Here is a 17,700-nt window from a genome sequence, read left to right on the forward strand (position 1 = left end):
GACGTTCGGCGTGGAGGCGTTCATCGCCGGGCGTCGACGGCGGCGAAGAGCACGCCCGCCCATGCCGCGTCCCGCTGGGACGTGAGCCGGAAGGCCGCCCGGTCACCGGCGTGCGGCAGGCCCCCTTCGAGGTCGAACACGTCGGAGTCGTAGCCGAGGGTGTTGGCGTACGCCGGCACCCGCGCGGGGGACGCGCCGCCGGGGTCGGCGATGGTGGAGTTCAGGACGTCGTCGAAGGGATTGGCCCGGTCGGTGAACGCGGTGGGGGTCGGCCCGTCGGTGCTGAGGACGAGCGAGTCGCCGGTGGTGCCGCGGTCGCCGTTGTACGCCACCAGCCCCGCCCGGCCCCCGGCGCCCGCCGCGAACGGCAGGCCGCGCAGCGGCATCTCGACCCCCGAGCGGCCGCCCAGTGGGGCGAAGCCGTCCCAGAGCGCGAGGTGCCGCAGCGGTTCCGCCGGGTTCTCGTACGCCACCACCAGCGTCCAGCCGCCCCAGGTCCCGGCCGCCGATCCGCCCATGGCCACGTTGACCTGCGCCACCGTGTACAGACCCGGCGCGCTGTCCCGCACCAGCCCCGTCACGTCCGCCGAGGCCTGGAAGGCGTCCGCGCCGTCCGCCACCCGGTGCCCCACCACCGTGTCGGCGAGCAGCTCCTTGTACTCCCCGCCGGGCTCGGCGATCAGCACCCGCCCGTTGTCCTGCCACGGCTTCTGCTCGCCGGCGAGCAGGTTGCCGCCCCAGTACAGACGGGCGTACGTCACCCGGGAGCCGGCGGGCAGACGGACCTCCGCGCGGGAGGAGTTGTACGTGTTCGGGTCCCGGTCGACGTCGATGTAGCCCATGTCGAAGTCGCCGTTCGCCCCCTGCGCGCCGGCCTGCACGTCCCGGCACGAGGACACCTGGGGACGGCAGGTGGCGGAGGTGTTGGAGGCCCGCACGATGCCGCCGTGCTGGACCGCGCGGTACCGCTCGGAGAAGGCGAGGCCGTCGGCCTCCGGGGCGGGAGCGACCGGCGCGGCGGCCGCGGAGCCGCAGGGTGCCCACATCGCTGCGAGGGAGAAGACGCCCACTGCCGCGTGGCGGAGCAGCTGACCCAGGGATTGACGCATGACCGTCGGAGCCTTTCGGAACAGGGTGGCGGTGGCAGGCAGCGGGGACGAGTGCGATGCGGCCGCCCATGAGGGTGTTTCGGAGGTTCGCAACTCTAGTCATGAAGCGGACAAATTCACCGAAATTCGTTGAAAGGTGGCGAGTGTGTTGGAATCGTGAAACCTGTCCCCGGGGGACGGGCGGCCCGGCGCGCCGCCTCCTCGGGGACTCGTCAGGCGGAACGCGCAGCGGGTGAGGGCGGGGAACCGAATGGCGCACGTCCGGTTGCGGGGGTCCCGGGGCGCTCTCACGGTGGGCTTCACGATCCGAAGCCCGCGAAAGGAACCTCCATGCGTGCTCTGCCCGTCCGGCGCATCGCACTCGGCGCGCTGTGCGCCGCCCTTCTTGCCGGCCTCACCGGCCCGGCCGCCATGGCGGCCGACACGGCTCCCGAGCGCGACCGCGCGACGTCCCCCGCCGCACTGCTCGCGCAGGTCAGGGCCGTCGACACGGATGAGCCCGGACTCGCCCCGGTGGTCGACCTGCTGAAGGCCGTGCTCGAGACGGACGACGGCAGTCTGCCCTCCGGCAGGGCCGGGAAGCTGGGCGACGCGGCGAAGGACGCCCTGGCGCAGGCGGCCGACGAGGACCCGGTGGTCATGACCGAGGCCACCACCACTGAGACCACCACGACCGAGCCGTCATCGTCGCCGTCGGTCACGACGACGGACGACACACAACCGACCGTCTCCGGGGACGACCTCACGAGCGAGGAGATGGCCGCCCTGCGGGAGGCCCTCGACAGCCTCCTCGACCTGCTCCGGCCCGACACCGCCACCGACGCCACCGCGGACGCGGACGGGAGCACCGCTCAGGAACCCACGCTGGGCAGCGAGTTGGCGGCCCGGGTGCACGACCTCGTCGACGCCCTGCTCGACACCGGGCCCCAGGCGTCGACCCTGCCCGCGCCGGCCGCCCCCGCGCAGACGCCGTTGCTCCCGGGCGTCACGCTCCCCGCGCTCACCTCGCTGCTGCTGCCGTCCGCGGCATCCTCGTAAAAACCCCGCCGTCCTCGAAAAACTCTCATATGAGGACTTGCCAATCTTTCGCTTTACGGTTTCCGCTCCGGCCGGGGATCGTTGGGCACGGCGACAGAATTCCCCTCCGGCGACCGGTCCCCGCGTTGCCGAAGAAAGGAACATGATGAAGTCCCTGAAGGCTGCCGCCGTCCTCGCCGGAACCCTGATCGCCGCCGGTGCCGCCGCGCCCGCGTACGCGGAGTCCCTCGACCTGGCGCAGACCGGTGTCGACACCGGCCTGCGCACCGCGGTCCCCTTCGAGCTGATGCCGGTGCACGAGTCGGAGACGCTCGTCGACACCGACGACGAATCGCTGCTCGGCACGACGAAGGAAGCGGCGGCCACGGTGAACGACGCCAAGCCGGTCCACGGCGACCTGGGGCTGCACGCCTGAAAGCACCCCCGCGAAATCCGGCCCCCAGTTTCCACTGGGGGCCGGATTTCGTTTGCCCCTGTGGACAACCGTACGGACAAGGGAGCTGGACCGATGGTCATCGGCATCGACGAAACCCCGGAAGGCGCGCAGCCGCCGCCCGCGCCGGGGGGCAGAACACGGCGGGACGTGGCGCGCGGACTGCGTACCGGCGCGCTCGCCGCGGCCCTGGCGCCGCTGCTCGCCGCCTTCCGCGCACCGCGCACCGCACCCGGGAAGGCCCCGGACCGCGCCTCCTTCGACCGGATGCACCGAGGCCGCCGTGTCCAGGGGGTGCGGGCCGCGGACGGCCACTGGCACGTCACCCTCGACGGCCGCCCCCTGCACCTGATGCGCCGGGCCGACGGCACCTGGCTGAGCATGGTCGACCACTACTGCTCCTACCCGACACCGCTCGACGCCGCCCGCGCCGCCGTGGACGCCCTCGCCCCCGGCGAGCGACTGCGCGAGGCGGGTACGGAACCGCGGCACGAGCACCGGGGAGGCCGGCATGGCGTACGTGCGTAAGGACGCCGCCACCCTCACGGCGACCGAGAAGCGCCGGTTCGTGAACGCGCTGCTCGAGGTCAAGCGGCGCGGGGAGTACGACGAGTTCGTGCGCACGCATCTCGCGTACTACTCCTCCGACGGCGAACGGGGTCTGCGCACCGCGCACATGGCGCCCTCCTTCCTGCCCTGGCACCGCCGGTTCCTGCTCGACCTGGAGGAGGCCCTGCGCCGGGTGGACTCCTCGGTGACCCTGCCGTACTGGGACTGGACCCGCGACCGCACGGCCCGCTCGGCACCGTGGACGGCGGACCTCCTCGGCGGCAACGGGCGCCGTTCCGACCGCCAGGTGACGACGGGCCCGTTCGCGTACCGGGAGGGCGGCTGGACGATCCGGGTGGGCGTGACCGAGGGGGAGTTCCTCACCCGGGACCTCGGCCGCCGGGACAACCCGATCGACCTGCCGGGCAAGAGCGATCTGGAGTGGGCGCTGAAGGAGCCCGCCTACGACGTGGCGCCCTGGGACTCGACGGTCACGCGGGGCTTCCGCAACAGGATGGAGGGCTGGGGCACCGGCCGGGGCAGCGTCTCGTGGCGCAACCACAACCGGGTGCACCGCTGGGTCGGCGGGGTCATGCTCTCCGCCGCCTCCGTCAACGACCCCGTCTTCTGGCTGCACCACGCCTTCGTCGACCTGCAGTGGTACCGCTGGCAGCGCCGGCACGACGGGGCCCGCTATCTGCCCGCGACCGCGCCGGGCTCCGGCGACGAGCAGCACGGCCGGATCGTGTCCCGCCGCGAGAAGCTGCCGCCGTGGGACGCGACCCCCGGCGAACTGGAGGACGTCAGCGGGACGTACCGCTACGCGTGACACGACTCGTCCGCGCCTCCCGTTCGGCCATCTGATACCCCCTCGCACCGCGCTGACCTGCATCTTCACAGGAAAATTACGCAATTGGGCGTTTTGATTGTGAAGCCCCGCAAAACATCCCCTATAGTCATGACTGTCGGTGAACGGGCCATAACGGAACGTGCCGACACAACGAGAACGGAGAGGTAATGCGTAAGTTCCAGAAGGCCGCGGTCGTCGTGGCCATGCTCGGCAGCGTTGGCTTCCTTGGTGCTGGCGTCAGCCACGCCGGAGACGAGCCGAGCTTCAAGCTCGACAGCGAGCAGAGCCACTCCTGCACGGGTGAGGCCAACTTCCAGCAGGCGCTGATCGGCCTGCAGGACACCAACGTTGCTGCCAACGTGATCGGTGTTGGCAACCCGTCGGCGGGCGCCACCTCTGTGGAGTGCAACTCCATCCTCGGTGTTGGCTGACGATCACTGATCAAGTGATCTAGGCAAGTCTCGGGGCTCGAACCCAGTTGTTCGAGCCCCGGGACTCCTCGGCTTGTTGGCCGCACCCAATTGATCGGAACGACTCTCCCGCCAGTGGGGAGGGTCGACCGCATAAGGAAAACAGGTAGATGCTCAACTCGAAGAAGATCGCAGCGACAGCGGCAGCCGGAATCCTGGGGAGCTTTGCCCTGGTCGGTTTCGGTGCCACCCAGGCCCTCGCCGACGACGGTGCCGGCACGTGCGTCGGCGACGGTGAAACCATCAGCTGCGTCCAGTCGCAGACCTGCTCCGGTGGGGGAGACGTCGACTGCAACAGCATCGTCATCATCCGTCCCGGGGGACTGGAATCCTGACACGTCTGTCGCCCAGGTCTTACCGCGTGGCGGAGAATGGCCGGGACCCTGCGGGGTCCCGGCCATTCGGTGTGTTCCGGCCCGCTCAACGGGGCCGCGGCGCGGTGAGCGGGCCGGCGTACGACGACTCGACCGGGGTGCAGTACGCCAGGTCGTCGATGGGGCGGTCGGTGCAGAAGCGGCCGATCAGGTCCGCGGACTCCTGGCTGCGTTCGACCGTGACCAGATGGTCCGCCTCCTTGACGGTGGTGAACCGCGCCGAGGGCATCGTCGCGGCGAGTTCGCGGCCCATGTCCGGGGTGCACAGGGTGTCGTACTCGCCGGTGAAGACCAGCGAAGGCACGTCGGGCACGGGCAGGGGCTCGTAGCAACCGTGTGTCACGAGCCTCGTGTTGTGCTCGACCGCCTTCTTGAGCTCGTCCGGCGTCTGGTTCATGAACTGCCGGTGGAGCAGGCGCGCCACCGCCGCGTGCTTACGGACCCTGCCGGCGCCCGGGTTCGACATGAACAGCTGGACCAGCCCTTCGGCGGCCTCCTCGACGGCACCCCGTTCGAGCGCGCGTGACACGCGCGGTACGGCGTCGGTGTAGATGTCGGGAAGACGGATCGCCGCGCCGGCGAAGACGATGCGCCGGACGGACTCCGGATGGCGCTGCGCGAAGCGGAGGCCGACGACCTCGCCGAAGCAGCCGCCGAACAGGTTCACCTCGGGCACGTCGATCTCCGTCAGCATGTGCTGGACGGCGTCGGCGAGGAAGCCGATGTCGTAGTGGGCCGGCAGGAAGTCCGAACTGCCGTATCCGGGCAGGTCCACGGTGATCAGCGTGCACAGCGGCGCCAGCCATCTCTCGTGGCTCTGCCAGGAGTACCGGTCCTGCGACGAGCCCCCGAGCAGCAGCAACGGAGCCGTCCGCGGCGCACCCTGACGGACGATCCGGCACGTGTACGCGAAACCCTCGAAGGTGAGGCCCCGCTCCTCCACGGAATCCTCGACGGCGGTGACGGCAGTGCGCATGAACGGCTCCGGGAAGGGCGAAAGACAGCGAACCGTTCCATGATTACCAGGAGTCCGGTAAATCCGGCGCAATCACTCCAATGTGGGCGATCCGGGCCCCGTGGTGCGCCAAACGCGAAAGGACCAGCGTTTCCGCTGGTCCATGGGTGCTGGAGCCCCCGGCAGGACTCGAACCTGCGGCCAAGCGCTTAGAAGGCGCCTGGTGGGATCACCGGCGTACGCCCTCTGACCTCCTGCTCTTCGATTGACGCCTGCGGATCTGCGGCGCCTTCGGCACGCATTCGACAGAAGGGCGGGCGATGCATGTCGGCTGGAGCCGCCCGCCCCGGGTATCCGCCTGAGCATGCTTGCTCTGGTGGCTTACCGCTCGTACCACGGCGCAACGACCGTATGGGCCTTCGTGGTCGCCATTCTCATCGTGCTGGCGGCGGGTTGGTACATCCGGCGTCGAAGGTGAGTGCGGTACCGGCAGACCTGCTTCTCGGGGACCGGCAGATCACTACGGACGGTTGATCGGGATCTCGTAGACGATCTCGCAGTGAGCGGCGGGCACCACGATGTCCGCCGTCTCCACGGGCCGCCCCTGGTCGCTGTAGTACGTCCGGCGGATGTGCGTGACGAGCGCGGACTTCTGGACGCCCAGGAGTGACGCCTCCTCGGCGGCTGCCTCACCGGCACCGGCCTGAGCAAACCATCATGACGGCATCACGCATTCAAGGTCAGTGGCTGATGTTCCCCAGTGCTCCTCGTCCTGCTGGATCGGGCACGCTGGGGGCACGGGCGACTCTCTCCCGGCTTCCCGGGGAGGGGAAGCCGGGAGAGAGTCCCGTCGGGTCCAGCCGACGGTCACGCGGTCGTCTGCGGCCGTCGGGCTGATACTGCGCTCACCGCAGAGCCGCAGACCAGGACTGCTGACAGCGCGATCAAGTCGGTCAGCACGTCTTGGATCTGTGCGACGGGGCCGTAGACGACCACGATGACGACGAGGACGGCAGCCCAGCGTCGCAGTCGGGGGATTGAAAGAGGGTTCGCCGAGGTCACACTCATAGCAGTACCTCCTGGGTGCCCGCCCGTCGATCGCTGCCTTGTCAGGAAGCCTGCGCGGAGATCGATGGGCTTTTGCGTGGGGCCACTGTGATGTAGGTCTCCCCTCGGCGCGTGGCGAAGTAACGGTGCGTAAGAGTGATCTGACCCATGGTCACAAGGTGTAGGGGTGCGTGAAGTGCATGACGTCCGCAAGGTCGGCGGAGTCTCAATGGCCGAGCCGGGCTCCCTTGGGCGTGGCTGTGTCGCAGGCGGTGAAGTCCTGCTCCACACCACCCTGTGTCGTCCACTGGTCGAGTGCGCGTGCCGCCTTGACGTAGGCGTTGATGGTGCCTTGCTGGAACGAACGGCCGTGCTTGTCGGTGATCGTGCCGAGGTGAAGCCCCAGCTCTGGGCGCATCGCGCTACGCACGTCCCGGGCGTCCGTGAGGACGCGTACGGGTGGCTGTCCAAATGGCTGTGCGTTCTCGTGTGTTGTCGGCGCGGAGGAGCATCTGACGCTGCGTAGCGGGTTTCGTTTGGCCGGCGAGGAAGTGCCGTTACGGGGCGATGCCGCCATGTGTTGGACCCTCCGAAGGGAGGGGGCCAGGCAAGATCAAACTCCTGAGTCCTCCTGCTTGGCTCCGCTGGACGTGACCGTCACAGCGGTTGGGCGAGCCGTCTTTGCAGCTCGGACAGCGTTTGCGCCCCCGGCAGGACTCGAACCTGCGGCCAAGCGCTTAGAAGGCGCCTGCTCTATCCACTGAGCTACGGGGGCCGGTGTGGTGGCCTGTCGTCGTGGTGCCCGGGTCCGGGCCCGTACCTGACGTTGCCGGAGACAAGGATAGGGCTCCCGCATCCTTGCCCCTGTTGCCTCGCCTCCGTGGCTCGGTGTGGAGGTTCGGTGAAGCGGTCCTGATAATCGCAGGCAGGTACGAATCGTGCACCGCTTTCGGTCTCTCGCGCACCGGGTGTTGTGTACTCGTTATGCCTGGAGCGCGCATGCGTCGCGGTCGTCCCTTCCGTCCCTTGTGTCCCGTCGGCGCGCAGGCATGCTCATATGCTTCAGAATTCCCCCAAAATTGGGCATTCTTCGCATGTGGTGACCTTGGACGTACGGCCCCAGCTGCTCGACGCACTCTCCGCCCTGCGCGATCGTGTCGCCGCCGCACGCTTCCCGCTGCCCCTGGCGGGAGCCGCACGCGCGCGTGCCGACCGCGACGAACTGCTCGCGCAGCTCGACGACTATCTGGTGCCCCGGCTGAGAGACCCCGAAGCGCCCCTGCTGGCCGTCGTCGGAGGATCCACCGGGGCCGGGAAGTCCACCCTGGTGAACTCCCTGGTGGGCCGCCGGGTCAGCGAGGCGGGCGTGCTGCGGCCCACGACCCGGACACCGGTGCTCGTCTGCCACCCGGAGGACCACCACTGGTTCAGCGGGATGAGGGTGCTGCCCGACCTCACGCGCGTGTGGGTGCCCCACCACCGGGACCCCGCGGACGACCTGCTCCTCCCCGGCGAGAACCCCGCGCGGGTGCTGCGTGTCGAGACCGCCGACACCCTGCCACCCGGCCTCGCGCTCCTGGACGCGCCCGACATCGACAGCCTCGTCTCCGACAACCGGGTCCTCGCCGCCGAACTCATCAGCGCCGCGGACATCTGGGTCATGGTCACCACCGCAGCCCGCTACGCCGACGCCGTGCCCTGGCACATGCTGCGCGCCGCCAAGGAGTACGACGTCACCCTGGTGACCGTCCTGGACCGCGTACCCCACCAGGTCGTCTCCGAGGTGTCACGGCAGTACGGCGCCCTGCTCACCAAGGCCGGACTCGGCCACGTACCGCGCTTCACCGTGCCCGAGCTGCCCGAGTCGGCCTGGGGCGGCGGACTGCTGCCCGCCACCGCCGTGGCCCCGCTGCGGACCTGGCTGGTCCACCAGACGCTGGATCCCGCGGCCCGGCAGCACGTGATGGCCCGCACCGCGTACGGCGTCCTCGGCTCCCTCGACGCCCGTATGCCCGGACTGGCCGGTGCCGCCGCCGCGCAGTACGCGGCCGCGCTGCGGCTCACCGCCGCCGTCGACGGGGCGTACGACAGCGAGCACGCGCGCGTGCGGGGCCGGCTGCAGGCCGGAGCCGTACTCGCCGGCGACGCGCTCAGACGGTGGCGCGCCTACCCCCTGGACTGCACCCCGGGCGAGCTCCTCGACACCCTGGTGGAGAGCCTGAGCGCGCTGCTGCTGTGCGCCGTCGCCGCCGCCGACGAGCGCGTCGACGACGCCTGGCGGCGCGAACCCGCGGCGGACGCCCCCGAGCTCGCCGGCCGCGACACCGCGCCCGAGAGCGCCGAGCACCGCATCGGACTGGCCGTACGACGCTGGCGGCGCGAGCTCGAGGAGTACGCCGAGGACGAGGTGCGGGAGCTGGACCGCACCGCCGCGCCCGACCCCGAGACGGTCGCCGCACTGGTCGCCACGGCACTGCTGGGCGGACGCCGGGCCCGGGCCGCCGGGGAGGGGCTCGCCGAGCGGATCGGCGCGCACGGCGCGCTGCGGCTGCGCGACCGGGGCGGACGGCTGCTCGTCGAGCACGTGGACCGTGTCATGCACGCCGAACGCGAACGCCGGCTCGCCCCGCTCGACGCGCTCGAGGTGCACGCGGAGCCCCAGGCCGAACTCATCGCCGCGTTGTCCGTACTGCAGAAGGAGAGATGACCGGTGACCGCCGTCACTGACCAGGACCACACCGAGCACCCCGAGCAGCCCGAACATCCCGACCGCGACACCGGAGGACCACCCCGTGCGGACGCCGCGGGCCCCTGGGACGACGGGCTGATCGCGCGCCGGGTGAACGAGGGCACCGACGAGGAGCAGTGCGGGATGGCGGCAGCCCGCACACCCGCCCCGCAGGCCGTGGCTCCGCTCGCGTACGACCCGTGGCTGCGGTCGCGGCTCGACGCGCTGCGCGAGCTGGTGGGGCTCTCCCGCGCCCGGCTCGACAACCGGACCCTCGCGCAGGCGGGCCGGGTCCTGGAGGAGGCCACCGCGCGGCGCCGGCTCTCCGGACAGCACACCGTCGTCGCCATCGCGGGCGCCACCGGCAGCGGCAAGTCGCAGCTGTTCAACGCGCTGGCCGGAGTGCCCGTCTCGGAGACCGGCGTACGGCGGCCGACCACCGCCGCGCCCATCGCGTGCAGCTGGAGCGACGGCGCGGCGAACCTCATCGAACGTCTCGGCATCCCGCCCAGGCTCAGGCGGCGCCCCCTCCAGGCGACCGCGGACGCCGACGAGCGGTTGCGCGGGCTGGTTCTGGTCGACCTGCCCGACCACGACTCGGCGGCCGTCCAGCACCGGGAGCAGGTGGACCGCGTCCTGGGACTGGTCGACGCGGTCATCTGGGTCGTCGACCCCGAGAAGTACGCCGACGCCATGCTGCACGAGCGCTATCTGCGGCCCATGGCGGCCCACGCGGAGGTCATGTTCGTCGTCCTCAACCAGATCGACCGGCTGCCCGGGGAGGCCGCCGAGCAGGTCCTGGACGATCTGCGGCGGCTGCTCGACGAGGACGGCATCGTCCTGGGGGAGTACGGCGAACCCGGCACGACCGTGCAGGCGCTGTCCGCGCTCACCGGGGACGGGGTCGGCGAACTGCGGGAATCGCTCGCCCGGTTCGTGGCCGAACGCGGGGCCCCGGCCCGGCGGATCTCCGCGGACGTGGACATCGCGGCGGCCCGGCTGTGGCCCGTGTACGCCACCCGGCGGCGCACCGGGCTGAGCGAGGAGGCGCGCGAGGAGTTCGCCGACCGGCTCGCGGACGCCGTGGGGGCCACCGCCACGGGCGAGGCGGCCGAACGCGCGTGGCTGCGCAACGCCAACCGCGCGTGCGGCACGCCCTGGCTGCGGCTGTGGCGCTGGTGCCAGGAGCGGAGCGAGCCGTCCACCGGCCGGGTCGCCCTGCGCGGTCAGCCCGACGAGGAGACGACGGCCCGGCAGCGCGTGGAACAGGCGGTGCGCACGGTGGCCGACCGCGCCTGTGCCGGACTGCCGGCGCCGTGGGCGCTGGCTGTGCGGGAAGCGGCCGTACGCGGCTCCCAGGGCCTGCCGGAGGCGCTGGACGAGCTGGCCGTACGCGCGGGACTGCCGCCGGGGAGGCCGCCGCGGCCCGGGTGGTGGCCCCTGGCCGTGTTCGCCCAGGTGTCGATGACGGTCCTTCAGTTCACCGGCGGGCTGTGGCTGCTGGCGCAGATCATCGGGGTCATGGCGCCGAACCTGGGGGTGCCGGTGCTGCTGATGGCGATCGGCATCGTCGGCGGCCCGCTCGTCGAGTGGAGCTGCCGCATGGCGGCCCGGGGACCCGCCCGGCGGTACGGGCAGGAGGCGGAGAGACGGCTGCGGGAGGCGGCCTCGGGGTGCGGCCGGGCCCGCGTCCTGGACCCGGTGGCGGCGGAGCTGCTGCGGTACCGGGAGGTACGGGAGCAGTACGGGCGGGTGGTGGGGGTGGGGACCGGCCCGGCTTGACGGCCCCGCTCGGCGGCGGTGCTCGGCGGCGGCGGGGGAGGGCGGGCTCGGTGTGGAGCGCCTCGTTCGGGTGGCGGAGATGTCCACAGGCCGGAGGTGGTCCACAGCGCTCGGCGGGCCCGGCCCGACGGAGGCAGTCTGGCTTCGCGGCGATCGCGGGACGGTTCGCGGTCGTCCTGCCGGACGGCAGCCGTACGGGACGGGCCCGTACGCGTATCGGCCCGGCGCCGGTGTCGTAGCCGGCGGGCGGGCGAGGAGGGAAGCACGATGAACGAGACGATGGTGTGCGTGGTGGGCAACGTGGCGACACGGCCGGTGTACCGGGAGACGGCGTCCGGCCCCGCGGCCAGGTTCCGGATCGCGGTCACGTCCCGGTACTGGGACCGGGAGAAGAGCGCCTGGGCGGACGGACACACCAACTTCTTCACGGTGTGGGCGAACCGGCAGCTCGCCACCAACGCGGCGGCGTCGCTGTCGGTGGGCGAACCGGTGATCGTGCAGGGCCGGCTGAAGGTGCGTACGGAGACGCGCGAGGGGCAGCAGGGGTGGATGTCTGCGGACATCGACGCGGTGTCGATCGGCCACGACCTCGCCCGGGGCACGGCCGCCTTCCGGCGCGCGCAGCGACCGGAGCAGACCTCCGTGCCGGAGCGCCCCGAACCCAACTGGGAAAGCGGGCCGGAGAATTCGGCGGCCGCGGACGGAAACGTGCCCCAACAGCAACCGGAACCGGTGGCGGTGACATGAGGTCAGCGATGCGGACCCGACGCCGGCACTGACCGAACCGGGGCTTATCTGCGAATGTGTACCGAACCGTCCCGGGTGGATTTGTCGATAAGCCCCGCCCGCTACGGCTTCCGCGATAACGATTCCGAGTCGGATCACTCCTCCGACGCGATCACCGGCAAGCGCGCATCGCCGCCTCCTTAGGATGCCGGGCATGGCTCCCGGGACTCTCGGGGCCGGTGATTCTGCTGGTGGGACCGTCAGCCCCCCATGTCAACGGGTCCCGCCCGGGAAGGATTTCGGTGTTTGCTTCGTTCTCCGCGGGGCCCGCGCGCGGACGCGGGTCGGCCCGCCTCGTCGCAGGGGCGCTGGTGTCCGGACTCGTCGCCACAGCCGTACTGGCCGGTGCCGGGACGGCAGCGGCCGCCGAGGAGGGGACGGCACCGGGTCACAGCGGGGCGGCCGCGACCATAGGCGGACTCAAGACCTACGGCGGTGCCGTGATGCACGGCGCCGCCGGGGACCAGCAGGTGTCGGCGGGACTGTTCGAGATGTCCGTCGAGGGCGGCGGCATGCTGCAGACGTACTGCGTCGACATCCAGACGCCCACGCAGAAGGACGCCAAGTACCACGAGGTCGCCTGGAGCGGGACCTCGCTGGGCGCCAACAAGGACGCCGGCCGGATCCGGTGGATCCTCGGGAACTCCTACCCGCAGGTGAACGACCTCGCGGCACTCGCGAAGAAGGCCGGCGTACGCGGCCGGCTCACCGAGCAGGACGCGGCGGCCGGCACGCAGGTGGCCATCTGGCGGTACTCCGACGACATCTCCGTGGACGCCGTCGACCCCCAGGCCGAGCAACTCGCCGACTACCTGCAGAAGAACGCCCGCGACCAGAGGGAGCCGAAGGCGTCGCTGGCCCTGGACCCGCCGGCGGTCTCCGGCCGCCCGGGTGAGCGGCTCGGTCCGGTGACGGTGCGCACCGACGCGCGCAGCGTGACGGTCTCCCCGCCGGCGGACGCCGCCACGACCGGCGTGCGGATCGTGGACAAGGACGGCGAGCCCGTCACCACCGCGGCCGACGGCGGCCAGGTCTTCTTCGAGGTGCCCGAGGACGCGGCGGCGGACACCGCCGAGCTGACCGCGCAGGCCTCGACGACGGTGCCGGTCGGCCGTGCCTTCGTCTCCGAGAGCCGGAGCCAGACGCAGATCCTGGCCGGGTCCAGCGAGTCGACCGTCTCGGCGACGGCGAGCGCCACCTGGGCGCTCGAAGGCGCGATACCCGCGCTGTCCGCCCGCGAGAACTGCGCCGAGGGCGGTGTGGACGTCACCGTCGCCAACCAGGACGACGAGCCGTTCACCTTCGAACTGGCGGGTGCGGAGCACACCGTCGCGGGCGGCGCGTCCCGGACGGTGACGGTTCCGCTGAGTGAGGACCGGCCGTACGACTTCACGGTCAAGGGCCCGGACGGCTTCGAGCGGCGCTTCACCGGCATGCTCGACTGCCTCACCCGAGCCGCCGAGACCGGCACCACCACCCACACCCTCACCGGCCCGGCCCCCACCCCCCTCACCGGCACCCCCACCGGCACCAACCTCGCCGAAACCGGCGCCTCCGGCGCCACCCCGTGGATCGCCGGCGCCGCGATCACCCTGGTCGTACTCGGCGGAGCGGGCCTGGTCATCACCCGCCGCAGGCGGACCCCACCGGGAGCCTGATCCCCGCGCCGCTCTTCCCCGAGGGCCGTGCCGACGCACTTCCCCGACCGCCGTCAGGGAACCCCCAGGTCAGGGGCGCCCGGCCGTACTGGTTTCCCCCGAGGGGTGGCGGTCGGGCAAGATGGGGTGTATCTGCCCACTGCCAGATTTCAAGCTGCCGGACGGTTTCTCTTGGCTGAGTTCATTTACACCATGCGCAAGGCGCGCAAAGCGCACGGCGACAAGGTGATCCTCGACGACGTCACCCTGAGCTTCCTGCCGGGGGCGAAGATCGGTGTCGTCGGTCCGAACGGCGCTGGTAAGTCCACCGTTCTGAAGATCATGGCGGGGCTGGAACAGCCGTCGAACGGTGACGCCTTCCTCACTCCCGGTTACACCGTGGGCATCCTGCTCCAGGAGCCCCCGCTGAACGAGGACAAGACCGTCCTGGAGAACGTCCAGGAGGGTGTCGCCGAGGTCAAGGGCAAGCTCGACCGGTTCAACGAGATCGCCGAGCAGATGGCGACCGAGTACACCGACGCGCTCATGGACGAGATGGGCAAGCTGCAGGAGCAGCTCGACCACGCCAACGCCTGGGACCTCGACGCCCAGCTGGAGCAGGCCATGGACGCCCTGGGCTGCCCGCCCGGCGACTGGCCGGTCGCCAACCTCTCCGGTGGCGAGAAGCGCCGTGTGGCGCTGTGCAAGCTGCTCCTCGAGGCGCCCGACCTGCTGCTGCTCGACGAGCCCACCAACCACCTCGACGCCGAGTCGGTGAACTGGCTGGAGCAGCACCTCGCCAAGTACGAGGGCACCGTCGTGGCCGTCACCCACGACCGGTACTTCCTGGACAACGTCGCCGGGTGGATCTGCGAGGTCGACCGCGGCCGGCTGCACGGCTACGAGGGCAACTACTCCAAGTACCTGGAGACCAAGGCCACCCGCCTCAAGGTCGAGGGTGCCAAGGACGCCAAGCGGCAGAAGCGGCTCAAGGACGAGCTCGAGTGGGTGCGGTCCAACGCCAAGGGGCGGCAGGCCAAGTCCAAGGCGCGTCTCGCCCGGTACGAGGAGATGGCCGCCGAGGCCGACAAGATGCGGAAGCTGGACTTCGAGGAGATCCAGATCCCGCCGGGTCCGCGGCTGGGCAGCGTGGTCGTCGAGGTCAACAACCTCAGCAAGGGCTTCGGTGAGAAGCTCCTCATCGACGACCTCAGCTTCACGCTGCCGCGCAACGGGATCGTCGGGATCATCGGACCGAACGGTGCCGGCAAGACCACGCTGTTCAAGATGATCCAGGGGCTCGAGGAGCCCGACTCCGGGAACATCAAGGTCGGCGAGACCGTCAAGATCTCGTACGTCGACCAGAGCCGCGAGAACATCGACCCGAAGAAGACCCTGTGGGCGGTCGTCTCCGACGAGCTCGACTACATCAACGTCGGCCAGGTCGAGATGCCCTCGCGGGCCTACGTCTCCGCCTTCGGGTTCAAGGGGCCGGACCAGCAGAAGCCGGCCGGGGTGCTCTCCGGTGGTGAGCGCAACCGGCTGAACCTCGCGCTCACCCTCAAGCAGGGCGGCAACCTGCTGCTCCTCGACGAGCCGACCAACGACCTCGACGTCGAGACGCTCTCCAGCCTGGAGAACGCCCTTCTCGAGTTCCCCGGGTGCGCCGTGGTCGTCTCCCACGACCGGTGGTTCCTGGACCGGGTCGCCACGCACATCCTCGCCTACGAGGGCGAGTCCAAGTGGTTCTGGTTCGAGGGCAACTTCGAGTCCTACGAGAAGAACAAGATCGAGCGGCTCGGTGCGGACGCCGCACGTCCGCACCGCGCCACCTACAAGAAGCTGACCCGGGGCTGATCTCTTGCGGCACATCTACCGCTGCCCGCTGCGCTGGGCGGACATGGACGCGTACGGCCACGTCAACAACGTGGTGTTCCTCCGCTACCTGGAGGAAGCCCGTATCGACTTCCTGTTCCGCCCGGAGAAGGACTTCCAGCAGGGGTCCGTGGTGGCGCGCCACGAGATCGACTACAAGCGGCAGCTCGTCCACCGGCACCACCCGGTCGACATCGAGCTGTGGGTCACCGAGATGAGGGCCGCGTCCTTCACCCTCACCTACGAGGTGAAGGACGACGACCTCGTCTACGTCCGCGCGTCGACGGTGATAGTGCCGTTCGACTTCGAGGCGCAGCGGCCGCGCCGTCTCACCGCGGAGGAGCGCGAGTTCCTCCGGGAGTACACGGACGACACCGCCGACGAAGAGGGGGAGGCCGTCGCCGCATGACGGTGCTCCACCTCGCCGACGAGGGGGAGGCCGCGGACCTCGCGGCCTTCCTCTCCCGGCTGCTGCACTACGACCGTTCCGCCGCGGTGCGGTTGCAGGCGGCCGGTACGGCGCTCGCCGTCTTCGGCAGGCCTCCCTCCTTCGAGGTGCTCGCCGTCCGCGCCGTGCGGCTGGCGAAGCCGTACGAGGACGGGCTGGACGTCACGCTGGACGTGACCGTGTCCGCCGGTGAGCTGCTGGAGTCGGTGGACGAGCCCGCCGCCACGGCCGCCGTGCCGGGTGCGGTGACCGGGCCGCCGTGGGCCGGGGTGCTGCCGCCGCGCGGCGGCTGGCGGGCCGAGCCCGGACTGCCGGCGCCCGAGGAACTGCGCGGGCTCGTCGCCGCGTCGGTCGCGGAGTTCCGTTCCCGTACGGAGGAGCTGGCGCCCGAGAGGCGCACCCGGGCCGAGCTCGACCGGATCGGGCGGGAGATCTGGTCCCGCACGGTCGCGGGGACCGGGCTTCCGGTGCGGGCGGTGCACGCCGCCCAGTCGCTGGGGTTCCTGCGGGGCGGCGAACAGGGCCTGTTCTCCTCGGGGTCCTGGCTCCGGCTGCGCACGCCGTACGGGTCGGTCGCCGTGCGCCGGGCGGGCCTCGGGACGCTGGGCCTCAGCGTGCGCTGAGACCGTCCCGCTCACCGCCCTTCGCTGTCGTCCGGGCGGACGGCGATGTGGTCGGGTTCCAGTTCCAGTGCGACGCGCTCACGCATGTTCAGCGCCTTCGTGTACTCGGCGGGCAGCTGGAGGCGTCCGGCGCGGTCGAGCATGGCGTACTCGCGGGCGACGACGGTCTCGTGGCCGGTGGTGGCGTCCACCTCGCTGCGGCGCAGCACCTCGGTGGAGGTGCGGCCGTCGCGGATGGCGACCGTGCGGCGGACCTCGCCCGCCACCGCCTGGTCGTGGGTGACGATCACGATGGTCGTGCCGAGCCGTTCGTTGGCGGTGCGGAACGCGGCGAAGATCTGTTCCGCGGTGTGGGAGTCGAGTTCGCCGGTGGGCTCGTCGGCGAGCAGCACCGACGGATCGCCCGCGAGGGCCACGGCGATGGCGACGCGCTGTTGCTGGCCGCCGGACATCTGGTGCGGGCGGCGGTCACGGCAGTCGGCCACCTCCAGCAGCTCCAGCAGCTCCAGCGCGCGTCCGGCGCGGGCGCGGCGCGCGGACCGGGACCGGCGGCCGGCCAGCTGCATCGGCAGGGCGACGTTCTGTGCCGAGGTCAGATAGGGCAGCAGATTGCGGGAGGTCTGCTGCCAGACGAAGCCGACGACCTCACGCCGGTAGGCGAGGCGGTCCTTGGCGGTCATCGTGAGCAGGTCGCGGCCGGCCACGCGGGCCGCGCCGGCCGTGGGGGTGTCCAGGCCGGCCAGGATGTTCATCAGGGTCGACTTGCCGCTGCCGGACGCGCCCACGAGCGCCATCAACTCGCCCTCCCGCACCAGCAGATCGAGCCCCTGGAGGGCCTGCACCTCCACCCCCTCCGCGGTGAAGACGCGGACCAGGCGGTCGCAGGTGATGAGCGCGTCATGGCCGTAGGCCGGGCGGTCGCGGTCGGCGGTGACGCGGTCGGCCAGCTCGGCGAGCGTGGGGTTCGAGGTCATCGGGGGGCCTCCTGGGCGGGGT

General features: G+C 71.2%; 17 protein-coding genes, 1 tRNA gene and 1 pseudogene. 13 read left to right on the forward strand and 6 right to left on the reverse strand.

The genetic code is table 11. From position 1 onward, the window contains the following. Positions 1–20: 20 nt before the first annotated feature. Complete coding sequence (locus tag ACH4VX_RS20355) at positions 21–1,109, reverse strand: DUF3344 domain-containing protein (protein WP_398368793.1); 1,089 nt, start codon at positions 1,107–1,109, stop codon at positions 21–23. A gap of 330 nt (positions 1,110–1,439) precedes the next feature. Here ACH4VX_RS20355 and ACH4VX_RS20360 point away from each other — a divergent pair, with 330 nt between their 5' ends. The 6 genes from ACH4VX_RS20360 to ACH4VX_RS20385 all read left to right on the forward strand — a co-directional run bounded on the left by ACH4VX_RS20360 (position 1,440) and on the right by ACH4VX_RS20385 (position 4,784). Continuing rightward, positions 1,440–2,147 carry a hypothetical protein gene (locus ACH4VX_RS20360; RefSeq protein ID WP_398368794.1) on the forward strand — a complete coding sequence of 236 codons (708 nt, stop codon included), beginning with the start codon at positions 1,440–1,442 and terminating at the stop codon, positions 2,145–2,147. Between the two features lie 142 nt (positions 2,148–2,289). Beyond that, entirely contained in the window at positions 2,290–2,562 is a 273-nt protein-coding gene (locus tag ACH4VX_RS20365) for a hypothetical protein (protein ID WP_398368795.1), read from the forward strand. A gap of 93 nt (positions 2,563–2,655) precedes the next feature. After that, positions 2,656–3,108 (forward strand): tyrosinase family oxidase copper chaperone, encoded by a 453-nt coding sequence (locus ACH4VX_RS20370; RefSeq protein WP_398368796.1) that lies wholly within the window; start codon positions 2,656–2,658, stop codon positions 3,106–3,108. Then, positions 3,092–3,958, forward strand: a complete 867-nt coding sequence (locus ACH4VX_RS20375) for a tyrosinase family protein (RefSeq protein WP_398368797.1) — start codon at positions 3,092–3,094, stop codon at positions 3,956–3,958. The genes ACH4VX_RS20370 and ACH4VX_RS20375 overlap by 17 nt, the downstream gene beginning before the upstream one ends. 188 nt (positions 3,959–4,146) lie before the next feature. Then, the gene (locus tag ACH4VX_RS20380) at positions 4,147–4,410 is read left to right on the forward strand and encodes a hypothetical protein (protein ID WP_030858004.1); all 264 of its coding nucleotides are present in this window, start codon (positions 4,147–4,149) and stop codon (positions 4,408–4,410) included. A gap of 149 nt (positions 4,411–4,559) precedes the next feature. Beyond that, on the forward strand, positions 4,560–4,784 hold the full coding sequence (locus tag ACH4VX_RS20385) for a hypothetical protein (protein ID WP_398368798.1): 225 nt from the start codon (positions 4,560–4,562) through the stop codon (positions 4,782–4,784). A gap of 85 nt (positions 4,785–4,869) precedes the next feature. Here the strand turns inward: ACH4VX_RS20385 and ACH4VX_RS20390 are convergent, their stop codons facing one another. The 4 genes and pseudogenes from ACH4VX_RS20390 to ACH4VX_RS20405 form a co-directional block, all read right to left on the reverse strand. After that, positions 4,870–5,799: an alpha/beta fold hydrolase gene (locus tag ACH4VX_RS20390; RefSeq protein WP_398368799.1), complete on the reverse strand. Its 930-nt coding sequence runs from the start codon at positions 5,797–5,799 to the stop codon at positions 4,870–4,872. A gap of 499 nt (positions 5,800–6,298) precedes the next feature. Beyond that, positions 6,299–6,469: pseudogene (locus ACH4VX_RS20395) on the reverse strand (UTRA domain-containing protein); the annotation flags it as partial. Between the two features lie 582 nt (positions 6,470–7,051). Continuing rightward, complete coding sequence (locus ACH4VX_RS20400; protein ID WP_398368800.1) at positions 7,052–7,243, reverse strand: hypothetical protein; 192 nt, start codon at positions 7,241–7,243, stop codon at positions 7,052–7,054. A gap of 284 nt (positions 7,244–7,527) precedes the next feature. After that, positions 7,528–7,600, reverse strand: a tRNA-Arg gene (locus ACH4VX_RS20405). A 321-nt stretch (positions 7,601–7,921) separates the two neighbouring features. Here ACH4VX_RS20405 and ACH4VX_RS20410 point away from each other — a divergent pair. The 7 genes from ACH4VX_RS20410 to ACH4VX_RS20440 all read left to right on the forward strand — a co-directional run bounded on the left by ACH4VX_RS20410 (position 7,922) and on the right by ACH4VX_RS20440 (position 16,704). Continuing rightward, positions 7,922–9,532 carry a dynamin family protein gene (locus ACH4VX_RS20410; protein ID WP_398368801.1) on the forward strand — a complete coding sequence of 537 codons (1,611 nt, stop codon included), beginning with the start codon at positions 7,922–7,924 and terminating at the stop codon, positions 9,530–9,532. 3 nt (positions 9,533–9,535) lie between these two features. After that, the gene (locus ACH4VX_RS20415) at positions 9,536–11,335 is read left to right on the forward strand and encodes a GTPase (RefSeq protein ID WP_398368802.1); all 1,800 of its coding nucleotides are present in this window, start codon (positions 9,536–9,538) and stop codon (positions 11,333–11,335) included. A 267-nt stretch (positions 11,336–11,602) separates the two neighbouring features. Further along, positions 11,603–12,082 (forward strand): single-stranded DNA-binding protein, encoded by a 480-nt coding sequence (locus ACH4VX_RS20420; RefSeq protein WP_398368803.1) that lies wholly within the window; start codon positions 11,603–11,605, stop codon positions 12,080–12,082. Between the two features lie 281 nt (positions 12,083–12,363). Next, positions 12,364–13,779, forward strand: coding sequence for a Cys-Gln thioester bond-forming surface protein (locus tag ACH4VX_RS20425; RefSeq protein ID WP_398368804.1), 1,416 nt, complete (start codon positions 12,364–12,366; stop codon positions 13,777–13,779). A 171-nt stretch (positions 13,780–13,950) separates the two neighbouring features. Then, on the forward strand, positions 13,951–15,615 hold the full coding sequence (gene ettA, locus ACH4VX_RS20430) for an energy-dependent translational throttle protein EttA (RefSeq protein WP_398368805.1): 1,665 nt from the start codon (positions 13,951–13,953) through the stop codon (positions 15,613–15,615). Positions 15,616–15,619: 4 nt separating this feature from the next. Beyond that, the gene (locus tag ACH4VX_RS20435) at positions 15,620–16,042 is read left to right on the forward strand and encodes an acyl-CoA thioesterase (protein ID WP_398368807.1); all 423 of its coding nucleotides are present in this window, start codon (positions 15,620–15,622) and stop codon (positions 16,040–16,042) included. Then, on the forward strand, positions 16,039–16,704 hold the full coding sequence (locus ACH4VX_RS20440) for a hypothetical protein (RefSeq protein WP_398368809.1): 666 nt from the start codon (positions 16,039–16,041) through the stop codon (positions 16,702–16,704). Before ACH4VX_RS20435 ends, ACH4VX_RS20440 begins: the two co-directional genes overlap by 4 nt. Positions 16,705–16,715: 11 nt before the next feature. Here ACH4VX_RS20440 and ACH4VX_RS20445 read toward each other — a convergent pair whose 3' ends face one another. Beyond that, a complete protein-coding gene (locus ACH4VX_RS20445) occupies positions 16,716–17,678 on the reverse strand; it encodes an ABC transporter ATP-binding protein (RefSeq protein WP_398368811.1) in 963 nt (320 codons plus the stop codon). Positions 17,679–17,700 lie beyond the last annotated feature (22 nt).

It is taken from the genome of Streptomyces sp. NPDC020731 (assembly GCF_044334705.1).
GTDB lineage: Bacteria > Actinomycetota > Actinomycetes > Streptomycetales > Streptomycetaceae > Streptomyces.